This window comes from Paenibacillus sp. JCM 18996 (assembly GCF_055392555.1).
Genome location: NZ_AP043884.1, coordinates 2,365,372 through 2,387,208, shown reverse-complemented (window position 1 = coordinate 2,387,208; position 21,837 = coordinate 2,365,372). Strand labels below are relative to the sequence as shown.

General features: G+C 39.7%; 23 protein-coding genes and 2 pseudogenes. 22 read left to right on the top strand and 3 right to left on the bottom strand.

Annotated elements, in window-relative coordinates:
* Positions 1-118 precede the first annotated feature (118 nt).
* The 15 genes and pseudogenes from ACZ5N7_RS11690 to ACZ5N7_RS11620 all read left to right on the top strand — a co-directional run bounded on the left by ACZ5N7_RS11690 (position 119) and on the right by ACZ5N7_RS11620 (position 11,113).
* A complete protein-coding gene (locus ACZ5N7_RS11690; RefSeq protein WP_464654345.1) occupies positions 119-1,156 on the top strand; it encodes a glycosyltransferase family 2 protein in 1,038 nt (345 codons plus the stop codon).
* A 70-nt stretch (positions 1,157-1,226) separates the two neighbouring features.
* Positions 1,227-2,756: a lipopolysaccharide biosynthesis protein gene (locus ACZ5N7_RS11685; RefSeq protein WP_464654344.1), complete on the top strand. Its 1,530-nt coding sequence runs from the start codon at positions 1,227-1,229 to the stop codon at positions 2,754-2,756.
* Positions 2,757-2,778: 22 nt separating this feature from the next.
* Positions 2,779-3,042, top strand: a pseudogene (locus ACZ5N7_RS11680) (LbetaH domain-containing protein); the annotation flags it as partial.
* 93 nt (positions 3,043-3,135) lie between these two features.
* Positions 3,136-3,288 (top strand): annotated as a pseudogene (locus tag ACZ5N7_RS11675) (DapH/DapD/GlmU-related protein); the annotation flags it as partial.
* A 183-nt stretch (positions 3,289-3,471) separates the two neighbouring features.
* Positions 3,472-4,527 (top strand): UDP-glucose 4-epimerase GalE, encoded by a 1,056-nt coding sequence (gene galE, locus ACZ5N7_RS11670; RefSeq protein ID WP_464654343.1) that lies wholly within the window; start codon positions 3,472-3,474, stop codon positions 4,525-4,527.
* A gap of 67 nt (positions 4,528-4,594) precedes the next feature.
* Positions 4,595-5,191 (top strand): sugar transferase, encoded by a 597-nt coding sequence (locus ACZ5N7_RS11665; protein WP_464654342.1) that lies wholly within the window; start codon positions 4,595-4,597, stop codon positions 5,189-5,191.
* Positions 5,188-6,171, top strand: a complete 984-nt coding sequence (locus tag ACZ5N7_RS11660) for an ATP-grasp domain-containing protein (protein ID WP_464654341.1) — start codon at positions 5,188-5,190, stop codon at positions 6,169-6,171. Before ACZ5N7_RS11665 ends, ACZ5N7_RS11660 begins: the two co-directional genes overlap by 4 nt.
* The gene (locus ACZ5N7_RS11655; protein WP_464654340.1) at positions 6,168-6,836 is read left to right on the top strand and encodes an HAD family hydrolase; all 669 of its coding nucleotides are present in this window, start codon (positions 6,168-6,170) and stop codon (positions 6,834-6,836) included. The genes ACZ5N7_RS11660 and ACZ5N7_RS11655 overlap by 4 nt, the downstream gene beginning before the upstream one ends.
* 31 nt (positions 6,837-6,867) lie before the next feature.
* Positions 6,868-8,028 (top strand): DegT/DnrJ/EryC1/StrS family aminotransferase, encoded by a 1,161-nt coding sequence (locus ACZ5N7_RS11650; RefSeq protein WP_464654339.1) that lies wholly within the window; start codon positions 6,868-6,870, stop codon positions 8,026-8,028.
* Positions 8,029-8,279: 251 nt separating this feature from the next.
* Positions 8,280-8,939, top strand: a complete 660-nt coding sequence (locus ACZ5N7_RS11645) for a hypothetical protein (protein WP_464654338.1) — start codon at positions 8,280-8,282, stop codon at positions 8,937-8,939.
* Positions 8,940-9,138: 199 nt separating this feature from the next.
* Positions 9,139-9,498, top strand: coding sequence for a cupin domain-containing protein (locus ACZ5N7_RS11640; RefSeq protein ID WP_464654337.1), 360 nt, complete (start codon positions 9,139-9,141; stop codon positions 9,496-9,498).
* A 9-nt stretch (positions 9,499-9,507) separates the two neighbouring features.
* Positions 9,508-9,609 (top strand): VanZ family protein, encoded by a 102-nt coding sequence (locus ACZ5N7_RS11635; RefSeq protein ID WP_464654336.1) that lies wholly within the window; start codon positions 9,508-9,510, stop codon positions 9,607-9,609.
* 34 nt (positions 9,610-9,643) lie between these two features.
* Positions 9,644-10,516: a hypothetical protein gene (locus tag ACZ5N7_RS11630; protein ID WP_464654335.1), complete on the top strand. Its 873-nt coding sequence runs from the start codon at positions 9,644-9,646 to the stop codon at positions 10,514-10,516.
* Positions 10,517-10,547: 31 nt separating this feature from the next.
* Positions 10,548-10,850 carry a helix-turn-helix domain-containing protein gene (locus tag ACZ5N7_RS11625; RefSeq protein WP_464654334.1) on the top strand — a complete coding sequence of 101 codons (303 nt, stop codon included), beginning with the start codon at positions 10,548-10,550 and terminating at the stop codon, positions 10,848-10,850.
* Between the two features lie 41 nt (positions 10,851-10,891).
* Positions 10,892-11,113: a hypothetical protein gene (locus tag ACZ5N7_RS11620; RefSeq protein WP_464654333.1), complete on the top strand. Its 222-nt coding sequence runs from the start codon at positions 10,892-10,894 to the stop codon at positions 11,111-11,113.
* On the opposite strand, the gene ACZ5N7_RS11615 is transcribed toward ACZ5N7_RS11620, so the two are convergent.
* A complete protein-coding gene (locus tag ACZ5N7_RS11615) occupies positions 11,090-11,452 on the bottom strand; it encodes a metallophosphoesterase (RefSeq protein ID WP_464659244.1) in 363 nt (120 codons plus the stop codon). The genes ACZ5N7_RS11620 and ACZ5N7_RS11615 overlap by 24 nt on opposite strands.
* Positions 11,453-11,628: 176 nt before the next feature.
* Positions 11,629-12,321 (bottom strand): acetyltransferase, encoded by a 693-nt coding sequence (locus tag ACZ5N7_RS11610; protein WP_464654332.1) that lies wholly within the window; start codon positions 12,319-12,321, stop codon positions 11,629-11,631.
* Positions 12,322-12,590: 269 nt separating this feature from the next.
* Between ACZ5N7_RS11610 and ACZ5N7_RS11605 the strand changes: the two genes are divergently transcribed.
* From ACZ5N7_RS11605 to ACZ5N7_RS11595, 3 genes are read left to right on the top strand one after another with little or no spacing between them, the layout of a single operon-like run.
* Positions 12,591-13,298 carry a response regulator transcription factor gene (locus tag ACZ5N7_RS11605; protein WP_464659242.1) on the top strand — a complete coding sequence of 236 codons (708 nt, stop codon included), beginning with the start codon at positions 12,591-12,593 and terminating at the stop codon, positions 13,296-13,298.
* 38 nt (positions 13,299-13,336) lie between these two features.
* Positions 13,337-14,665, top strand: a complete 1,329-nt coding sequence (locus tag ACZ5N7_RS11600; RefSeq protein ID WP_464654331.1) for a sensor histidine kinase — start codon at positions 13,337-13,339, stop codon at positions 14,663-14,665.
* A 17-nt stretch (positions 14,666-14,682) separates the two neighbouring features.
* Positions 14,683-15,984, top strand: a complete 1,302-nt coding sequence (locus ACZ5N7_RS11595) for an O-antigen ligase family protein (protein WP_464654330.1) — start codon at positions 14,683-14,685, stop codon at positions 15,982-15,984.
* Here ACZ5N7_RS11595 and ACZ5N7_RS11590 read toward each other — a convergent pair.
* Positions 15,953-16,717 (bottom strand): tyrosine-protein phosphatase, encoded by a 765-nt coding sequence (locus ACZ5N7_RS11590; protein ID WP_464654329.1) that lies wholly within the window; start codon positions 16,715-16,717, stop codon positions 15,953-15,955. The genes ACZ5N7_RS11595 and ACZ5N7_RS11590 overlap by 32 nt on opposite strands.
* A 174-nt stretch (positions 16,718-16,891) precedes the next feature.
* Between ACZ5N7_RS11590 and ACZ5N7_RS11585 the strand changes: the two genes are divergently transcribed.
* From ACZ5N7_RS11585 to ACZ5N7_RS11570, 4 genes are all read left to right on the top strand, one after another.
* Positions 16,892-17,557, top strand: a complete 666-nt coding sequence (locus ACZ5N7_RS11585) for a hypothetical protein (RefSeq protein WP_464654328.1) — start codon at positions 16,892-16,894, stop codon at positions 17,555-17,557.
* Positions 17,558-17,831: 274 nt separating this feature from the next.
* Positions 17,832-20,249 (top strand): S-layer homology domain-containing protein, encoded by a 2,418-nt coding sequence (locus tag ACZ5N7_RS11580; RefSeq protein ID WP_464654327.1) that lies wholly within the window; start codon positions 17,832-17,834, stop codon positions 20,247-20,249.
* Positions 20,250-20,347: 98 nt separating this feature from the next.
* Positions 20,348-21,100 carry a YveK family protein gene (locus tag ACZ5N7_RS11575; RefSeq protein ID WP_464654326.1) on the top strand — a complete coding sequence of 251 codons (753 nt, stop codon included), beginning with the start codon at positions 20,348-20,350 and terminating at the stop codon, positions 21,098-21,100.
* Positions 21,081-21,773 carry a CpsD/CapB family tyrosine-protein kinase gene (locus ACZ5N7_RS11570; RefSeq protein ID WP_464654325.1) on the top strand — a complete coding sequence of 231 codons (693 nt, stop codon included), beginning with the start codon at positions 21,081-21,083 and terminating at the stop codon, positions 21,771-21,773. Before ACZ5N7_RS11575 ends, ACZ5N7_RS11570 begins: the two co-directional genes overlap by 20 nt.
* Positions 21,774-21,837 lie beyond the last annotated feature (64 nt).

Below are 21,837 nucleotides of genomic sequence, written 5' to 3'. Positions count from 1 at the left end.
CACTACTGAACCTGAGAAACATGTGATATTGGTCTTAATACTATAGTTGCAATTTTTGGATCAAATGGAATTTTGTATATTCCATAATAAATAAAATATAAGTAAGCGGGGCTAAATTATGAATCCATATTTAAGTATAATTGTACCAGTCTATAAAGTTGAACCTTATATCCACCAGTGTGTTGATAGCATATTAGCACAGACTTTTGCTGATTTTGAATTGATTTTAGTTGATGATGGTTCACCTGATAACTGTCCACGAATTTGTGACGAATATGCGGAATTAGACCCAAGGGTAAAAGTCATACACAAAGCTAATGGAGGTCTTGTAAGTGCACGTAAAGCAGGGCTAAGAGCTGCTCGTGGAAAGTATATAGGTTATGTTGATAGCGATGATTGGGTTGAGGCAAAAATGTTCGAGTTATTATGCAATGCAGCAAAGGAATATGACACCGATATTGTTATGTGCGATGTAATACACAGTTATCCTGATCAAAACATTAGAAGTCAACAAATGATAGAGCCTGGGTTATACGACAAAAAGGATATGACAAAAAAGGTCTATCCCATCATGCTGTATTCAGGGAAATTTTATCAATTTGGTTTGTATCCAGCAGTTTGGAATAAAATATTTAAGAAGGAGTTATTAGAAAAAAATCAATATAACGTTGATGACATAATAAAAATGGGAGAAGATGCAGCATGTACTTATCCTTGTTTATTAGATTCAAATTCAATTTATGTATTAGATAATAAATTCCTTTATCATTATCGTCAAATTGAATCTTCTATGACAAGAAAGTACGATGATAAATATTTAGAACGAGTTTTAGTTTTAAATAATCTATTAAAAGAGAGAGTTAAGAAAAACAGTGTATTCGACCTATCAGAACAGGTAAATTATTACCTTACTTTCTTAGTGATTGGGGCATTAAATAATGAATTTAGTAAACAAAACACAAAGAGCAACGGTGAAAAACGGAACTTTATTAAAAAAATGCTTTTAAATGATGATATAAACGAAGCATTAAATAATATTAAAATAAAAGGTATGTCTTTGAAATCAAAAGTATATATTACGTTATTAAGAAATCAAAATTTTTTAATGAACTTTTTGATTATGTTTAAGATGATTGCTAACAAAAAGAAAGTTTAATCTAAAAAATAAAAGAGAAAGAATTATAGCTCTGGTCCAATTCTTCTCCTTTGGAGTTAGGAGATCAAACATGAGAACAAAAAGAGCAATAATAAATCTTATTTCAAACCTTTTACTTCAAAGTGTATCTGTAATGATTGGTTTTATTTTACCCAGGTTTTTTATTACTAACTACGGATCATCTATATTTGGACTAACATCATCCATTAACCAGTTTTTGAGTTATTTAAAAATAATAGAAGCAGGTGTGGGTAATGCATCAGTTGCAGCATTATACAAACCCTTAAGTGTAGATGATCGGAGTAAGATCAACGGAATTCTGTCAGCGACAAACTACTTTTATAGGCGCTCAGGATATATATTTATTGTTCTTGTATTTATTTTATCCTTTTGTTTTCCACTAATTGCTGCCGACAAGGTAGATGTTTCTTTAGCTTTTTATTTGGTATTCATATTAGGGGTTAGTGGTATAGTTGAGTACTTTTTATTAGGCAAATACATAGTATTACTTACTGCTGATCAAAAAAGTTTTGTTATATTTTATATACGATCTGCTTTAAATATAATAAGTGCGATTTTTTCAATATTATTTATTAAATTAGGTTTTTCTATTGTCATGGTTATTGCTGTTTCAACTACTATCACAGTGTCAATCGTCCTCTTTTTAAGAATTTATGTAAACAAGTTTTATCCATTCTTCAATATTAAAGTTAAGCCTGACACTGTTGCGATAAAGAGTAAATGGGATGCGTTAATTCACCAAATTGCAGGTTTAGTTATATTTAATACTCCTATAATAATTATTACTATATTTGCTGGACTTGAGGAAGTCAGTGTATACACAATATACAATATGGCATTTAATGCAATATTATTAATAATCTCAACTTTTTCATCTGCAATGCTGGCCGCATTTGGAGATTTAATAGTTAGAGATGAAAAGGAAGTTTTGCATAGGCATTTTAGCAACTTTGAATATATATTTTATGCTGTTGTTGCAATTTTTTATACATGTGCAGCATTGTTAATATTGCCTTTTGTACAACTTTATACTTCCGGGTTTCACGATGCAAATTATGTTAGACCGTTGCTAGCTACTTTGTTTATTTTAGTTGGAATTGCAAACGCAATACGTATTCCTGCAAGTATTTTAGTTAATTCTGCTGGGCACTTTAAAGAAACAAAGTGGCGTGCAATCATTGAAGCAGCAGTTAACATCGTTGCATCTCTAATTTTTGTCCACTATTTAGGTGTTGAAGGTATTCTTTTGGGTAGTCTATGTTCTTATGCATACCGTACCACTGATTTTATAATATATGTATCTCGTAATATCTTAAAGAACTCTCCAAGGCATACAGTAAATAAACTTTTTCGTAATATGATTTTTTCAATAATCGCTGCAGCTCCGTTTCTTATTTTTGTTAAAGTTGAAGCACATAATTTTCTTGACTGGTTAAGTTGGGCGTTCCTTGTTGGATCATGGACATTAGTCGTTATTTTAATAGGTAATTCCATTGTGGACCCTAGGACAATGAGTGAAATCTGGAGACAAATTAAGAAAAATACTTTGAAGCGTAAAGAATTAAATAAGGCAGTTTGAAAAAGGTAAATGGAGATAAATTATGAAAAAAAAACTAATGCTTTATTTTTATAAAGTTTTCGCAACTTATTTACCTAATTCCGATTCACGATTTATAGGTGAGCCAAGTAAAAAAATAAGAGGTTTTTTATTTAACCATATAACAGAGAGCAATAGTTTTAACATAAACATTCAAAGAAAGTCCGTATTTTCATCAAATGTGAAATTAGGAGATAATTCTGGAATTGGCCCAAGATGCTATATTCAAGGACCAACAACAATAGGTAATAATGTAATGATGGCACCTGAGGTTTTAATCTACACCACTAATCATGAGACATCTGATGTAGAAACTCCTATGTGCCAACAAGGGACAACGGTACCTAAAGAAGTGAAAATAGGAGATGATGTATGGATTGGCTCAAGAGTGATTATGTTACCTGGCGTCACAATTGGAAACGGATCAATTATTGCGGCAGGTTCTGTCGTGACAAAAGATGTACCTCCTCACTCTGTTGTAGGAGGAAACCCTGCTAAAGTATTAAAAAACAGAAAAGCTTAGTAATAAGGATTTTTTGTATAAATATATTTTTAAAGTAATAACTTATGAAATCGAATTGTATCATGCAATCTCGCCCTAATTTAGAGCGGGATTTTTTGCTTTTCAAGGGGCTGTAGTTAATGTTTAAGCTTGGTAGATTGCTGTTTTGACACTTATTTCGGGAGGTGTATGCTCATGGTTATACTCGTAACCGGGGGAGCAGGTTATATTGGTAGTCATACATGTATCGAGTTATTAAACGCTGGTTATGAAATCGTTGTACTAGATAATTTATCGAACAGCAAGATTGAATGCTTACAGCGGTTGACTACTGTCACAAGCAGGAGGATAAAATTTTATAATGTAGATCTATTAGATGTAGAAAGTGCAGAAGCCGTTTTTTTAGAAAATAAGATTGACGCTGTAATCCATTTTGCCGGATATAAAGCGGTTGGAGAGTCCGTTGAAATGCCTCTGAAATATTATCATAACAATGTAACTGGTACATTAATTCTATGCCAGCTTATGCAAAAGTACGGTGTAAAAAGGATGGTGTTCAGTTCTTCGGCTACTGTGTATAGTACAAAAACAGATGGTCCTATTTCTGAGGATTTTCTTCTCAAAGCATCAAATCCCTACGGCCGTACGAAATTGATGATCGAAGAGATTCTGCGTGACCTATATATTTCGGATAATGGATGGAGTATTTCCCTTTTAAGATATTTTAACCCGGTTGGTGCTCATCTTAGTGGTTTAATCGGAGAGGATCCCAACGGCATTCCGAATAATTTATTGCCCTACATTACTCAAGTAGCAGTAGGAGAGTTAAACGAGCTTCGTGTGTTTGGAAATAATTATCCTACTCCTGACGGAACCGGGGTTAGAGATTATATCCACGTAGTGGATCTTGCAAATGGTCATCTCAAGGCAATCGAGAAGGTGATGTCAACAAGCGGTGTAAATGCTTATAATCTTGGCACAGGGAAGGGGTGTAGTGTACTTGAAATGATTCATGCTTTTGAAAAGGTATCTAACAGGAAGATCCCATATAAAATTGTTGACCGAAGACCCGGTGACGCAGCAGTGTGTTACGCCGACCCTTCAAAAGCAAAAAAAGAGCTGGGTTGGGTTGCAGAGAAAAGTATTGAAGAAATGTGCGCGGATGCTTGGAGGTGGCAGTTCAACAACCCAAACGGATATATTGTAAAAGATCATATTTCGCAAGAGAAAGTGAAAGTAGAGATAAGATAGTATCTGTATTTTAGATATAATCTTATCTTTTTTAATTTATAAAAAACCAAAGTGGGGCCGAATTAACATGAAAAGGTTTTGTGATCTGTTAGTTTCTACAGTTCTATTGCTTGTTTTATCCCCTGTGATCCTTATGGTTTATATTATGGTACGTTGGAAATTGGGAACTCCCGCCATATTTAAACAGCAACGTCCGGGGCTAAATGGACAACCATTCTATATATTGAAATTTCGTAGCATGACCGATCAACGAGATCAGGATAGTAACTTATTGCCTGACGAGGTTCGTTTAACACCCTTTGGAAAGATGTTAAGGAAATTCAGTCTAGATGAATTACCTCAGTTATTAAATGTAGTACGGGGAGACATCAGTTTGGTGGGCCCCAGGCCATTACGAATGGAATATCTTCCGTTATACACGCCGGAACAAATTAGACGTCACACAGTAAAGCCGGGTATAACGGGTTGGGCACAAGTAAACGGAAGAAATGCGATTACTTGGGAAGAGAAGTTTGCTCTAGATGTCTGGTATGTTGATAACCAATCCTTTTTATTAGACGTTAAGATTCTATGGTTAACCTTCTTAAAAGTAATTCGATCAGAAGATATTAATCAGAACGGGCATGCAACAATGCCCTTCTTTAAAGGAGTTGAAAAACAATGAATACACTAAACATATTATTTACAAGTGCGGGTAGAAGAGTCTCGTTGATTAAGCATTTCAAAAATACTTTGGATCAACTTGGAATAAGGGGACGCATAATTACTACAGATATTAAAAGAAATGCACCTGCTGCTTTCATATCGGATGTGCATGAATTAGTTCCAAGAGTAAATGATCTTAATTACATCTCTACATTAAAAGAGTTGTGCATTAAATATGAGATTGGCCTTTTAATCCCATTGATTGACACTGAACTTAACATATTGGCATCAAATAAGAAAGAATTTGAGGAAAGTGGTGTAGAAGTATTAATTTCTTCACCAGCAGTAAATGAAATTTGTTTTGATAAGAGAAATACATATAGCTTCTTTAGAGACATAGGAGTTGATACGCCTGAAATTTTAAACCCAGATGTCATTTTAGGCGAATCTAACTCTAATTATCCTTTTCTCATTAAACCATCTAATGGCAGTTGTAGTGTTGGCGTTACAAAAATTAATAACGAACGGGAATTACGTTTTTTTAAAGATTATATTCCTAATGCAATCTTACAAGAGTTCATCACTGGTGAAGAATATACATTAGATGTATTAGTGGACTTTGAAGGAAATGTTCGTTCTATAGTTCCCAGACTACGCTTAGAGACTAGAGCTGGGGAAGTGAGTAAAGGATTAACAGTTAAAAATTATGACATTATAAATGCTACAAAAAAGGTAGTAGAAGCATTACCGGGAGCATTAGGATGTATAACTGTTCAGTGCTTTTTAACAGCAAATAAAGAAATTAAGTTCTTGGAGATTAACCCTAGATTTGGTGGTGGATTTCCTTTGTCCCTTGCAGCTGGAGCTGACTTTCCTTTATGGATCATTAAAATGCTGCTCAATGAGGAAATTAATATTGCTCTTGATGAATGGAAAGAGGATGTTGCCATGTTAAGATTCGATGATGCCATCTTTACTACAAAGGATATGATAGTGTGATCAATGTTGTCGTATTTGATTTGGATGATACATTATACCCCGAACATGACTATGTTCGCAGCGGATTTACAGCTGTTAATAGTTGGATAGAGGAAACTTACTCTACTATTGGATTTTATGATATAGCTTCCAGTCTGCTTAAATCTGGGCAGAGTGGCAACATATTTAATCAGACCCTTGATTATCTGGAAATTTCCTATGACGGAGAACTTATTAATACACTCGTCAACATTTATAGACGACATTCACCCAAGATTAACCTATATGAAGACGCAACATGGGCTATTAATCATTTTAAGAATAAAAAGCGTCTGGCAATCATCACCGACGGTTATCTTGAGGCTCAGGAGAATAAAGTACGATCACTAGGTTTAGAAAGTTTGTTTGATTTAATCATCTGTACTGATAAGTTTGGACGCGGGAATTGGAAACCTAGTCCAATGCCGTATGAAAAGATTATGGAAACATTTGAATGTGAAGGCACTGATTGTATCTACATTGGTGATAATCCTAGGAAGGATTTCATTGCAGCGAAAAAACTTGGATGGAAAACGATACAAATCAATCGACCTAACGGAGTATACAGCAATCTTGAAGTAGACATCACATATCGAGCGGACATTCAAATAAAATCGTTAATGGAATTAGATTATATAGTTAGTTGATTTTAAAGAAAAAATACTAGGAGTGGGTTTTATGTCACTTAATCAGAAAAGAATCTATCTTTCATCTCCCCATATGGGCGGTGATGAGCAGCAATTTGTTTCCGAAGCCTTTGAAACCAACTGGATTGCGCCTCTTGGCCCAAACGTTAATGCTTTTGAGGCTGAGTTAGCGAATTATGTTGGAAGCAAAGGTGCTGTAGCCCTAAGCTCTGGAACTGCGGCTATTCACTTATCGCTTCGTTTGTTGGGTGTTGGACCGGGAGATTTAGTCTTTTGTTCATCGCTTACCTTTATCGCTAGTGCTAATCCAATTCTATATCAGATTGCCGAACCTGTGTTTATAGACTCAGAACCAGAAAGCTGGAATATGTCGCCACAGGCACTGCAGCGGGCATTTAATGAAGCCGAGAAGTCGGGCAAGCTGCCCAAGGCTGTCGTTATTGTTAATTTATATGGTCAGAGCGCTGACATGCAGCCATTGTTAGAAATCTGTGACCATTATAACGTGCCTGTTGTTGAGGATGCGGCTGAATCATTAGGTGCTAACTATAAAGGTCAAGCAAGCGGCACCTTTGGCAAATTTGGCATTTATTCGTTTAACGGAAATAAAATTATTACAACATCCGGTGGTGGAATGTTAGTATCCGATGATTTGGAGGCTCTTAATAAGGCTCGATTCTGGGCTACGCAAGCTCGTGATACCGCCAGGCATTATGAACACAGCCAAATGGGCTATAATTACCGCTTAAGTAATATCCTTGCCGGAGTAGGTCGGGGACAATTACGGGTATTGAACGAACGCGTAGCGGCGCGCCGGGCTGTTTTTGACCGTTATTATGATGCGTTCAATCAGATTGAGGGTATTCGTTTTATGCCGGAACTTGATTGTGGTCAATCAACAAGGTGGCTTACGGCTTTGACCATAGATCCGCAACATTGTGGGGTTAGCTCCATTGAAATTGTAGATTATTTAGCAGAGCAAAACATAGAAGCACGGCCTGTATGGAAGCCATTGCACTTACAACCTCTTTTCAAAAATAATCAATACTTCTCTCATACACCGGATTATAGTTTTTCAGATCAATTATTCCAATATGGAATGTGTCTTCCATCTGGCTCTAATATGACCTTAGAAGAACAAGAACGAGTAATAGATTCTATGAGTAAGTGTTTAAAAATAGCGGTGCTTTAATGAATGCTTAGGGAAAAGGTTTATATTATTTCTCTCGTTTGTTTATTGCCTATAATTTTAGCGATGTTGTTTGCTGGGCGATTTTTGGTATTAGATGAAAAACCCGAACGATCTGATTACAATTGATGAATACATTAAACTTGCAGGAAATGCTTTTGGTTTTAATGGCCCGGATGCAAAGAGAGTGCTTAACAAAGTAAAACTATAATTATAAGCATAAAGGAAGCGTTAATTAAATAGGTGATTATCTTATGAAATCAATTAAAAAAAAGTGGATTTTTATTTGTTCAATACTGCTAATCATTCTTATTTCCGGATATTACGTATTGGACAAGTCAGCCAATTACATTATTCATTCCTTTCTAATTCCCAAAAACACTTCAACACAGCAAAGTTTAAAGAAAGAAACATCCAAGGCTAAAGAGCTAACGCCAACCGAAGCTTCATCAGAAAGCCAATCTCAAGAGTCACCAACCACGATTTTGAAAACAAACAAAGATGTTGAGGCTCAAACACCAGCAGCAGATGTCTCACCAAATAGCAGCCCAAAACAAGAACCTGGCACACTAAGTACATCCAACCCAGCTGCTAAACCACCAGAACAACCAAAACTTAAGTATGAAGCGGAGATCTCACCGGAGAAAGCTCAAAGTGCTGAAAACTCAGTGTCTGCTAAAGATAAAGCCAAGATAATGTCAATTTTACTTAGTAAATTATCCGTAGAGGAAATTAAGCTATTTACGCAATTAGCCGCAGGCGGTCTTTCGGTTGAGGATAAGAGGCAGGCCAAGAAGGTATTTTTAGTGAAGCTTTCAGAGAAGGAATATAACGATCTCATTGCCATAGCATCCAAGTTAGGCTTGAGTGAAGGAAAGTCGTATCAAGATTCGCTGAAAGAAAATCTAAAATAACAACTGATCTTGAAAGAAGATTTCTGGATTGGGAAATATATTGAAGTATGTCATTTCATTGAGAAACCCCGCGATGAAGAAGCACATGCCTTGATTGAGGCAAATGCGCTTTGGAACAGCGGGGTTTTTGCATTCAAGCTGGATTATTTCATTAATGTGTTAATCAATAGAAAACTATTGATAAAGGGGATATATAGAAATGGAGAAAACAGAAATCGTAAATTTCACAAAATTAAATGAAGGGGAAGAAGTGCTGACCAGCGTTGTTAAAGTCCAAGCAGGCCATAACCTAAGTTATTCTATGCATAAAAATCGCGATAAATGCTGGATTGTCGTGTCCGGCGTCGGGGAGTTCGTGTTAAACAACGGGTTTCTTCATGTCAAGGCAGGAGATGTGCTGCAGATCCCCTCAGGTTCGATTCACAGCATGAATGCTATTTGCGATATGGAGTGGATTGACATCCAGACCGGCAAAGATCTTGCGCTGGATGATAGCGTGTGCCTTCTCAAACAATGGGATGAGATCGTTAAGTACTGCCGCTTGGTGGGGGTTGGCTAAAAGCCGAACATGAAGCATCAGACGTTTACTGTTCACCGAACACCGCTCTTTGCTGATGTCATTCTGGACACTTGTGGAGCGGCATTACGCATTATGTCTCTCTTTACTTGATCAAGCATTTTAAGAAGACGGACGGTGATTGTGTATGAGTAAGAATTTCGATTCATCACAGAGTGGGGCGTGGTTGAAATGTGGCGGGATTGTCGTTCTCATCGGATGTATAGTTTTTTTAAGCTATTTTTACTGGCAGCGTGAAAACATCACTGCGGCAGAGAATAGCATCAAGCTTGTGGACAATCACCAGCAGCACACCAAGGATATCAAGGAGCAAGGGGACCCGCAAAAACAGCAAACTATAGTGGAGAAACCAATGCATAGCAAGACGGAAAATACGGCTACCTCTATTAGTACCCCAGTAAACCAGGGTCCGCCATCTGTGAAGGATGAAAGCAGCACCACTAAGCAGACGAACTCTCCAGCAGTCCAACAGCAAGAGATTCAAACAGATAATCAGGCAGTAAACTCGGTCCAACCTAGCAATCCTGCTCCAACAGAAGAACCATCGCAGAACAATCCTGCTCCCGCATCAGCGTCTAAACCAGCGGCAGATTCAACTTCCAGTGGAACACCTAAGCCGGAAGCAGATTCTACACCCAATAAACCCGCAGCAGCTAATCCGGATATAGAAGCAAAATACAGAGCGCAGCTGCTAAGCCTTAAAGGCCAGTGCGAAGCCCAGGCGAGCTCCATTGTCGGAGAGATTGCTGCCTACTTGTCCAGCCAGAATTCCACGGACGGCATTAATGGATCAAAATCAAAATACCTATCACGAATCTCGGCAGCCGAGGCTTCCTGCGACCGGCAGGTAGGCTCGATTATTGAGAAGGCTAAAGATGAGCTTCGTCAAGCGGGACTGGATGACTCCGGACCGGACGGCTGGCGTCAGGAGTATGAGGCGGTCAAAGGAGCTGCACAAGCAAGGGCTTTAACCGAATTGGAAAAACAACATCCCAAATAGGGTCGATATTATATAAAATAAGGTGATCTAATTGATAGGCAACCGTATTCAAAAGCTGAGGCAGCAAAAGCGTTTATCCCTGACTGAATTATCACACCGCTCGGGTGTGGCTAAATCTTATTTGAGTTCGATTGAGCGCAATCTTCAGAGGAATCCGTCTATTGAAATTCTTCAAAAGCTGGCCCCCGAGCTTGGGGTCGATATACATAGTCTGGTTAGTGAAGAGTATTCACCCGAATTTTTGAGTAAGGAATGGATTGAGCTGGTCCAAGAAGTGAAGGCTTCTGGAGTGAGCATTGAAGCCATACGTGGGTATCTGAAAAGCAATAAATAAATGCAAGCGCTTTAGTTATACCTAAAGATAAGGGTGGAAATATGGCGGCAATTAAAATGAAACTGGTTTGCAATCTCAGAGAGCTTTTGAAGCGGGAAGGAAAGTCGATGAACTGGCTCGCTAAAATTGCCGGTGCTTCTTCGCGTTCCCAGGCGCAGCGCTGGTGCAGCGGCGAAATTCCCCATCCCGGTTATCTGCTTCGAATCAGTAAGGAAACCGGTTGGACGTTGGAAGAGATGCTAGAGGAAATAGTAGAATCTTGACAGACTGGCGGTTAAGCGGTAAAGGCAGTAGTTTACAAGTAATGCATAGTAGCCTCGCTGCGGACTAGGAATCTGATGTTGATACCGGTTTGGCCCATTCCTTTTGAAATGTAATAAGTGCCATAGGGAGTGCTGTGCAGACCCGTGTAAAACGTGAATAAGCCTGCGGAGTTTTAGTTGCTGATGATCATGGTTGCCAAGTACGGCGTAGGTGGGGATTTGGGAGTCCCTAACAACGGCCAAATATTCTTTTAACCTCGGGAGTCTGCCCGGGAGCTTGGTAAAATCGCCAGTGATAAAGATATAGTCTGGTTTTTCTTTTCCAATGACCGCTTGCAGTTTCTTCGTATTAATCCTCAGTCTTTCCTACCCGAAAAATTCATTTATTTGATACGTAGTGTACCATATAAAGTAGCCCTCTGCCTGTAAGGCGGATAAGAAATAAATAAGGATTAACCGCTTTAATTATAACGGTTAATCCTTCATACATTTTTGAAAGATGAGTGTCACAAAATTTAAGAAGTAATGGCATTCAAAGATAGATTTGACTTTATAGGTTTTGCGGGTGATCCCACTGCCGTACAATTTGCAGGGATATTCTTAACGGCGGTAGAGCCCGCACCAAGGATTGAATTTGATCCTATCACCACGTGTGGTAATATGGCGGCACCCAATCCAATAAAGACCCCTTCTTGAATATGGACATAACCGCCTATATTGACGCCAGGAGATATTTGCGAATAATCTTCCAACAATGTATTATGGCCAATTGTCGCAGTTTTATTTATAGTTACATGACTTCCTATTTCAACTTCCGGATCAATAATAGCGCCAGGTAGAATAATGTTGCCTGTTCCCATTTTAGAAAATGGAGAAATAATTGCTGTTGGGTGTATAGCATTAATAAAATTAAGATTTGAATATTTAGCAGAAATTCTCCTTCTTAAATTAGTATTCCCTACTGCAATGATAAACTTGTAATGTTGAAGTTCATTTGATGATAAATTATCAAGAAACGTTTCAATTGGTCCATGAACCGGAATAGTGTGCTTATTTTTATTAATTAGATTTTCATTATCATCAATAAACGCGATATTTTTAATATCTATTTGATTATCAATCAAGATATTAACTGTCATTAATCCGAGGCCGCCTGCTCCAATAATAAATATTTTTTCTGAGTTTGCGTTTACTTCTGTTTTGTTCATTAACTACCATCCTTTGATTTCAAAATAGAAAAAAATTATGAGACACTGGAAGAAGAAATGGAAAAATGTTAAATACTTGCTATTGTCCGAATATAAGATAAAAATGTGGCAGAAATATGATACAAACTGTATCATCCAACATTTTCTAATCGTTTCCAGCGAGAATTTAAGACAATTTTGGTGTGCTCTGGTAATATTAAATTATGCAAAAATACAAGCTTGATAGTGCTGGTAGGATACGGAGTAAAAAAGGATGTGCAGAATGCAAAATGTCGACGCCTACAATAGCAATAGTTGAAGACGATACGAATATTCGCAATCTGGTCGAATCGTATTTGCTTAAGGAAGGGTATGAAACGATTGGCTTAGTATCGGCGGAAGAGGCTGAGGATCTATGGCGGAAGGATCCGCCTGATCTATGGGTATTGGATATTATGCTGCCCGGAATGGATGGCTATGAATTCTGTCAACGGCTTAGAAAGAAATCGGAGAATCCGGTCATCATGATTTCCGCGCTGGATGAAGAGATGAGTAGAATTAAGGGGATTAAGTTAGGCAGTGACGATTATTTAACGAAACCTTTTAATCCGCAGGAATTGGTCGCAAGGGTAAATCGATTGTTATATCGCTGGAGAATGTTCAGTAAACACGAAGAGGTTTTATCGAAAGGACCAAGTCAAAACACGGGCGAAACTTCTGTTCCAGGACTCCAAATTTTTGAAGACGAACACCGGGTGGTTTGGAAAGGAAGCGAAATTGAGGTAACCACAAAGGAATTTCAATTCCTTCTTTACATGGTGCAGAATATCAATCGTCCTTGTTCTCGGGAAGCTTTGCTGGATAAAGTGTGGGGATACGATTTTGCCGGCTCGGACCGGAATGTCGACCATTTTGTGAAGAGACTGCGTAAAAAGATGGATGGACTTATTCTTGAAACCGTATGGGGATATGGCTATCGCTTGAGAGGCCAAGTATAAACGAGTGTGCGTGGGCATGTTGCTAAAAGGAGTACGAAATGAAGGTGAAGCTTTATACGTCGAGAAATAAACTTTTTATTGGATTTGTCATTATTGTTTTCATTTGTATCCTTGTCATTCTCGCCAATCAAACATTGAAAGATAAGCAGCTTCAAATGAAAAATGAACTGTTGGCGGAAAAAAACATATTGATCGAGATACAGAAAATCAACCGTCTTGGTCTTGTAGCGGACAATGAAGGAGCTTATTACTTTTTAAGTACTGCTGCTCGGGACAAAAACGGGCATCTGCAAAAGTATAAGAATAATGTAGAAGCGGTAAATAAAGAGCTGGAGCGTTTTCGAGCTTTACTAAGTCGGCCAGAGAATATGCAGTCATTATCCGTCTTCGAGCAAAATTGGAACAACTACGTGCAGGATAACGAGAGAGCGTTCCAATTCGAAAAAGAAGGAAGGGTGGATGAATCAAGGGCTGCCTTTATTGAGATCAGTTTTAATGAAACCAGACAAAGCCTTAACAGCATGAGAGAGCAGCAGAAGGAACTCGCTGACAAGAAAGAGCTTTATATTAATCGGACTAATTTTATTATCCAGCAGGTAGATACGGCTATCACGGTGGCTTTTATCTTATTTACGATTGCTTTGGGGTGGATTCTGTCGAGAAAAATTGAACTGGAACATCATATGAAAGCTCAAAAGCAGTTTTTTCAAAACACGTCACATGAACTTAAGACTCCGCTGATGTCGATTCAAGGCTATGCTCAAGCCATTCTTGATGGAACCATAGATGGTGAACAAGCGGGTGATTCTCTTAAGATTATTATAAATGAGAGCGACAGGCTCAAAAAGATGGTCACCGACATGATTCTTCTTTCCAGGATAGAGAACGAAGAGAATAGCTTTGAATGGCAGGCTGTACCTTTAGAATATTTACTGGAGGAATCGATATTCCGCATTAACCCGCTGCTTAAAGAAAAGGGAGTAAGGGTTGATATACATCAAACTTTTTTAAATGGTACAAGGTCGCCTTTGGTTAAAGTGGACTCGGAAAAATGTTTGCAAGCGCTCCTGAACATATTAAGCAATGCCCTGCGGCACGCAGCTCATGCGATTGATATTTCTATATTGGAAAGAGAACGGCAGGTTTGGATTGACATCAAGGATGATGGTGAAGGAATTCCTGAAGAAGTGCTTCCAAATCTTTTCCAGCGGTTTTTCAAGGGGAAGAATGGAGAGAATGGCTTGGGACTCGCTATCTCCCGCGCAATTATCGAACAGTCTGGTGGAAGTATTGCGGCTTGGAATGATCAGGATGGAGGCGCTGTTTTTCGGATTATGCTGCCGACCATTCATGAGAAAAGAAAGTGAACAAAGGAGTACACACGGTGCAAAAATTCATTCGATCCCTTTTTTTTATCTTCATCTTTTTATTTCCGTTTCTGATCTATCCCTGGGGAGCCGAAGTTTATTATGCGAACGCTAAAGCTTATTATTTTATTGGGATTCTCTTTATAATATGTACCGCAAGTATATTCAACGGTAGGAGAAATGGACGATCCTTTCGTAAAGTAACCGGAATAGAGTGGCTCCTGCTTGTTTTTCTATTACTCAATGCTTTGTCTACTTTTTTTTCGGTGAAAATGTCACTCGTAGGTTATCTAACCGAGCATCAAGGTTTTCTGGTCATGACTTCTTATGTGGCTTCATTTGTCTTTGTTTCCCGCACAAGTGCGTACATAGAACAGAGAAAGATCTTTTATTTCATGTCAGTATCCGCCTTCATTGCGTCGCTATATGGTATTCTTCAGCATTTCCATAGGGGATTTTTGCTGCAAGATCATATGATGGAATTTGGCTCGAGGAATTTTTCCTTCTTTGATAATCCCGATTATTTCGGGTCTTATTTAGTCCTGATGCTTATTATAACGATGGGCTTATTCTTATCGGAGAAGGAGTGCAAAGGAATCGCCCTTTTATTGGTCATCCTGTGTGTTCTATATATTGCCTTGCTTGAATCCGAAACACGGAGCGCGTGGCTGGGAACTGGGGTCGGTTTGTTCATCCTAACCGTATTTACTGTAAGACAAAAAAGATATTTATGGAGAAGGTTGGGCGTTATGTTTCTGGCCTTCGGGTTAATCTTTACCCTAATGAATATCGTTCAGAAGCATGGATATGTTCAGCGTGCCGTTACGGTTGCAGACGATGTACAAAAGATCGTAGTCAATCAAGACAGGGGTTCGGCAGGAGCAAGCCGTTGGTTTATTTGGCAGGAATCCATGCCGCTTATAGAGGAGCACTTTTGGCTAGGTACGGGTCCGAATACATTCCGGGAAGTGTTCAAACCGCACGATCTGCCTGCTTACAATAATTACATTGGGAACAGCATTATTTATGATGAAAATAATGAGTATTTACAAATTGCTCTAACGATGGGAGTCCCTGCACTACTTATTTATTTGATGTTTCATTGGATGATTATTTACAGGGGATTTAAAAAGGCACAAGAAGGGAATGGAGAAGCACAAATCTTGAAGTATAGTTTATTAGCCGCAGCAATTGGTTATATGGTACAGGCTTTTTTCAATATTAGTGTTGTATCTGTTGCCCCTTATTTCTGGGTTATTCTTGGTCTGCTTGCGAATAGGGAATATATCAAGACCAAAAACGATACCATTGTTTCTTAGTCTTCTCCGGCTCCCGTATGGATAAAGGTACAGAATCAAGGATCTGCTGTGCATTGTTTTTATAGTAATCGGCGTAGTCGGGACCTAATCGAGTGCCGATCAAGTCAAAGGCTTGCTGCAGCCCATAATCTCGGGGGCCTGTATTGTGTACGTCTGAAGCAATCACATGCGCCAAATTTCTCTCACAAATATCTAAAGCCGCCCGCTGCACCTTCTTGCCAAAAAGGCCGTTAATTGAATGCGCCGTAACTTGGGATCTCGCCCCTGATTGCACTAATTCCCATAAACGATCCGGGTTATTCGCAAGTTCGAGATTGCGTTCCGGATGTGCCATAACCGGTGTAATGTTGAGAATCTGAAGCTCATATAATAAATTTTCTATATTTTGCGGTACACGATTGGAAGGAAACTCCAAAAGTACATAATGAGAATTCGCCAGCGTCAGGAGTTTTCCCGCCTCGTAGTCTTCCAATAAATCCGCATATACTCGAATTTCCTGGCCGGTCCGCACAGAGAGCTCTATGTTGTTTATCTGCAGCTGTTCCTGCAGGGACAGCACCTGATTATTCACTAACTCAGCTTCATTGTAGTATTGTCCGTTCGCATGGTGAGGGGTTGCAATTATTGTGGTAATGCCCTCTGTAACCGCCATTTCCGCGAGTCGAAGCGATTCTTCCATGTCCCGCGAGCCATCATCCAAGAATGGGAGAATGTGTGAATGAATGTCAATCATGAAGTCTCCCCCTTTAATACCGCCTCTTGCTCATTGTAAACTATTCCCGCCTGACTTTCATTATTTATTTTTAGATTTTCGACATTTAATTTGAGATTTTGACGAATCTTGTCGACAGTTTGTTCGCTGTCAAGAATTATGATAAAATTACCTGCACTGGAAGGAGGAATAATAATGAGAAAATTTACAAAAATTGGTATTATTGTAACTTCCCTTGTCGTCCTTGGCGGCGCAGCGTGGGGAGCAAAGATCTATGTTTCTAACAAAATCTATTCGACGATAACCAGTGCAGCTTCATCGCCGGATTTTCAGAAGCAATTAAATTCAGCAGTGGACTCTCTTAAGAGTGACCCGTCGGTGGAGAGTATGATCAATAATGCAGCTGTCGGCGATTTATCTAAATCGCTCCCGAATTCAGCCGATAAATCAGTTCAAGGCGGCTCCAATTCGACTGATAAATCAAGTCAAGAAGCTGCTTCTGCTCCAGCAACAACAGGAACCGCTAACGCACAACGAACGGACGACGCTCCGCGTTCAACCCAAGAACAGACGGACAAAGCTCAGAATTCAACCCAACCGAATGCAGCAGGAAAAACGTCTCCTTCCAACTCAACTGCACAGAATGAAAGCCCCAAACCAGTCCCGCAGTTTAAAAACCAGAACGATGCCATGAATTACGCGATAAAGAAATTCAATGCCCAAGAATTGACACATTACATGGCAAGCTATTCAAACAAAAATGAGCTAAGCGCGAAAGAAAAGGAACAAATTAAATCAGAGGTTCTTTCCCGTTTTTCTGCAGAGGAACTAAAGGCGCTTATGAAGGCAGCCAATAAATAAACCGGATTTTCTCCCAACCCCTAATAAAAGTGCAAGCTGCACCGTTATTGTGAAAACGGCAGAGCTTGCACTTTTTTTTGGTATCAGGGCAGCCCTTTCTTGCTTCAGATCGGACAGATACTGTATGTATCATTAAACTTTTAATAATACAAAACGTATCTTGTTCTACTTTTTCTAGCTATGGTATTATTTGCAAGGAAGTTAATTCGATTAAGTATTACATATTTGATGTTTATAAATATACTTACCACAGCAAAGGAGAGATTAAGAAATAATGAAGAACAAGATTATCAAATCGACACTGGCAGCAAGCTTGGTGTTCGGTTCATTGGCGGGCCTTCCTTTAAGCGCCAAAGGTTTTGGTGAAAAGCTAGGTCTCGTATCGACTGCATCCGCAGCAGCATCGGATTACGGCTCAACCAAGGGATTAGTAAACTCTGTTGCCGGCAAACTGTGGGAGGAACAAGCTGCGGTTGACGCTGCTCTCACAAAATTGAGTTCGGTTGACGAAAACGATTATCTTCTGATCGATGCTGTTTCCGGCAAGATATTTAACAAAAAAGGTTTCAGCTCCACTAAATACCCTGATGTTACCCATCAGAAAATGATCAAATTCATCAAAGCAATGGGTGCGGGCTATGATACCGACTTCACGAAGTGGGATCAACTGCGAGTGGATCCAACCTTTAGACCGATGCTGCAACAATTGTCACAATTTGCAGGTACAGGCGACATCACATTTAATGATCTTGCCGAGTTCCAGGCTGCTTACCAGACTGCCGTAACGAGCGAGCTTCAGAAAAACACATCGATCACGGATCTCCTGGCGCTTGCCAATGGAACCGGCATGACAACCGTCTCTAAAAATGCGTTGGATAAAGTCCTCACCGATAATAAAACAAAATTTGCCCAGTTCTTAAATTTCTTCTCGATAACTTCCACTGATATCATCACTGTCAAAAATAACTTCGCCGCAAAAGTAGATACTCAGGATCGCGCTGCTCAGAAGGCTTTGGCTCTTGCTTTCGTGCGTTCACAAACAACCGCCGTTGCGCCTGTTGTATCTTCGAATGGACGCATCATGACTCCACCGGCATTGAAAGTATTGGGCTACGATGTACCTGCTGAAGTTGTAAAATGGGAAACGGTAAACAACTCCAATATCTCGGTTGATAGCTCCGGCAAAGTCACATTGAACAATACCGCAACTTCCGGCTCCGGAACTTTGCAGGCGAGAATATTGAACAAGCTGATTTACAAACAAGACATTTCGCTGAAAGCAGTTGACGGCGGAACTTCCAGCGGCAGCGGAAGTGTAACTCCTTCTTCTGGCAGTGTTGGGGGCGGAGCCGTAATTCCTTCTTCTGGTGCAACTCCTGCTTTGGATGTAACCAAGTCTGTTGAGAAATTGAATAGTGTAACTCAAAAATTGGCAGATCTTCTGAAGGATAATTCGAACAGCGGTCTTGCCAAAGTGGTTGAAACTGTTACCGCAGCACTCCGCGAAGCGGCAGTCATCGATCTTTCGAAGACCGTTATTGTGCAAGGCGATGTGGCCAAACCTGCTATTGATGTGAACAAGATGGCAGATGTCTTTAAGAACGTGAAAGATCTTGCGCAAAAAGCGAATGAACTGCTAAAGGGTTCTGTACCTGATGCTAAACCAGTCAAGGTTATCGCGACATTGGACTTGGGAACCGTTAATGCCAAGACCTCTGAAATACCGATTTCCAAAGATTTGTTGAACAAGGCGAAGGAGAACGGGATCGATGCACTTGCAATCCAGGTGAATGGAGTTTCCCTTACTGTTGATGTCGACCAATTAGCATCGGATACCACACTGACTGTTACCAAGCAAGATAAATCCGTTGCTTCGAGCGTAACCAATAAGACCGTAGCTTCGGACGTGTTTGAATTTGATTTCACATCAGGCGGACAGAAAATCAATAACTTCAGCAAACCGGTTGAAGTTCGTTTGCCGGTCACTAACGCCAATCTGGTGGATACTGAATTACTAGTGTTAACCAAGATTGATAAGGGCAGCCTTATTTTTAAGGGCGGTAAATATAACCAGGCCAGCAATGAATTTATCGCACCGAACAAATCTTTTTCAACTTACGCGATTATTGAAAATAAAGTGCAGTTTGCGGACACTGCAAGTGTGAATGACTGGGCAGGGCGGCAAATCACCGTTTCCGCAGCCAAAGGAATTCTTGAAGGTCGGGCTGACGGGGTATTTGTGCCAAATGCACAAGTAACCCGTGCGGAATTTGCGAAAATGATCGTCAAAGTATTCAATCTTGAGGATGCTTCAGCTACTCAGAGTTTCTCTGATGTGAAAACTTCTGATTGGTTCCAAACTTATGTTGCTGCTGCGGTGAAGGCCGGGATTGTAGACGGACGCTCTGCTGACAAATTCGAACCAAACGCTTATATCTCACGCGCCGAGATGGCTACAATGGCCTCCAGGGCATTGGTGAAAATTCGTGACTTTAAGAAACCGCAGAACCTGGAAGCGGCTTTGAAAAGCTTTGTGGATGCAGGCGTAATCCATTCTTCGCTTAAGGAAGGCGTGGCTCAGGCCGCTGCAGAAGGAATCGTAGTTGGCGAAGAAAACAACAAATTCAATCCAAATGCAGATTCGACCCGTGCTCAAGCAGCGGTTGTGATTTACCGGTTACTAAATAAATAATACAAACACCCAGACATGTCCTCCTCTCACATTCGCGGTTGGGAGGAGGATTTTATATTTACTAACTTTGGGACTTACTTCAAGAGTGGAGGATCATAATGGAATCAGATTTAAAGGATTATCTTCAAGTAATCCGTAAAAGATTGTGGCTTATTGTTAGTTTGGTGCTAATTTCCACTGTAACATCCGGGGTAGTGAGCTTTTTTGTTATCCAACCTGTGTATGAAGCCAGTACCAAATTAATTGTGAACAAGTCTAATGATCAAGTAGGAGTTAATCAATTGAATAGTGACCTTATCAACACCCAGATTCGATTGATTGAAACGTATAAAGAAATAATTAAAACTCCGGCAATAATGGACATTGTAACTAAAGAGCATCCCGAGTTTAACCTTACTTCAGATCAATTAAGCAGTTTAGTGAAGGTTAGCACCGTGAACAATACACAAGTAATGACACTGTCCGTACAAGGTAAAGACCAGGCGAAAGCAGCAAATATCGCCAACGCCATCTCCAATACTTTTAAGCAGGAAATACCGAAGATTATGAAGGTAGATAATGTCTCGATATTGAACGAAGCGAAGATTGAGAAACAGCCAGAGCCCGTTAAGCCAAATAAAACATTAAATATCGCGATAGCATTTGTCGTTTCCTTAATGGTCGCTGTCGGATTAGTCTTCTTGCTTGAATATTTGGATGACACAATTAAAACCGAAGCGGATGTCGAACGTATTCTCGAATTGCCAACCTTAGCCGCTATAACAAAGATGAAACCGGAAGACCTACAGGCAGCAAGAAGCACACAAGCAAAGCAGATCAGGGGAGAAAATCATGTCACAATCAACAGTTAAAAGGCCGATCATTACGCACGAGAATCCAAAGTCCCCAATTTCCGAAGCTTATCGCACTTTAAGGACGAATATTGACTTTTCATCTATTGATGATCAGCTGCAGGTATTAATGTTAACCTCAGCCGGACCAGGGGAAGGCAAATCGACGACTGCGGCCAATCTGGCTGTGGCCTACTCGCAATCAGAAAAGAAAGTCGTCTTGTTGGATGCCGATTTAAGGAAGCCAACGATGCACCATACCTTCCAAAGGTCTAATCGGCAAGGACTAACCAACATATTAGCAGGTCAATCGGACTGGCAGGACGTGATCACAGCCACGGATGTCGATCGACTGGAAATTATACCCTCAGGCCCTATCCCGCCGAATCCTTCCGAAATGTTATCTTCCAATAGAATGACTATGCTGCTTAACTCTCTGAAAGAAAATTACGATGTAATCATCATAGACACACCACCCGCTTTAGCTGTGACCGATGCGCAGGTTGTGGCTACTAAATGTGATGGCGTTATTCTGGTCATCGATTCGGGTTCAGTGAAAAAAGAAGCTCTGCTGAAAGTAAAAGCGAATCTAGAGCATGTCAAAGCACGAATTCTAGGTGTCGTTCTCAATAACCTGGATCGTAAAAATAGTGGAGCTTATTACTACTATTATTACGGCAATAGAGAGAATTGATTTTTGGTGAACTATTGGGGATCGGTTCCCGAAAATATTTTACTAATTCCTCAAAATATTTACT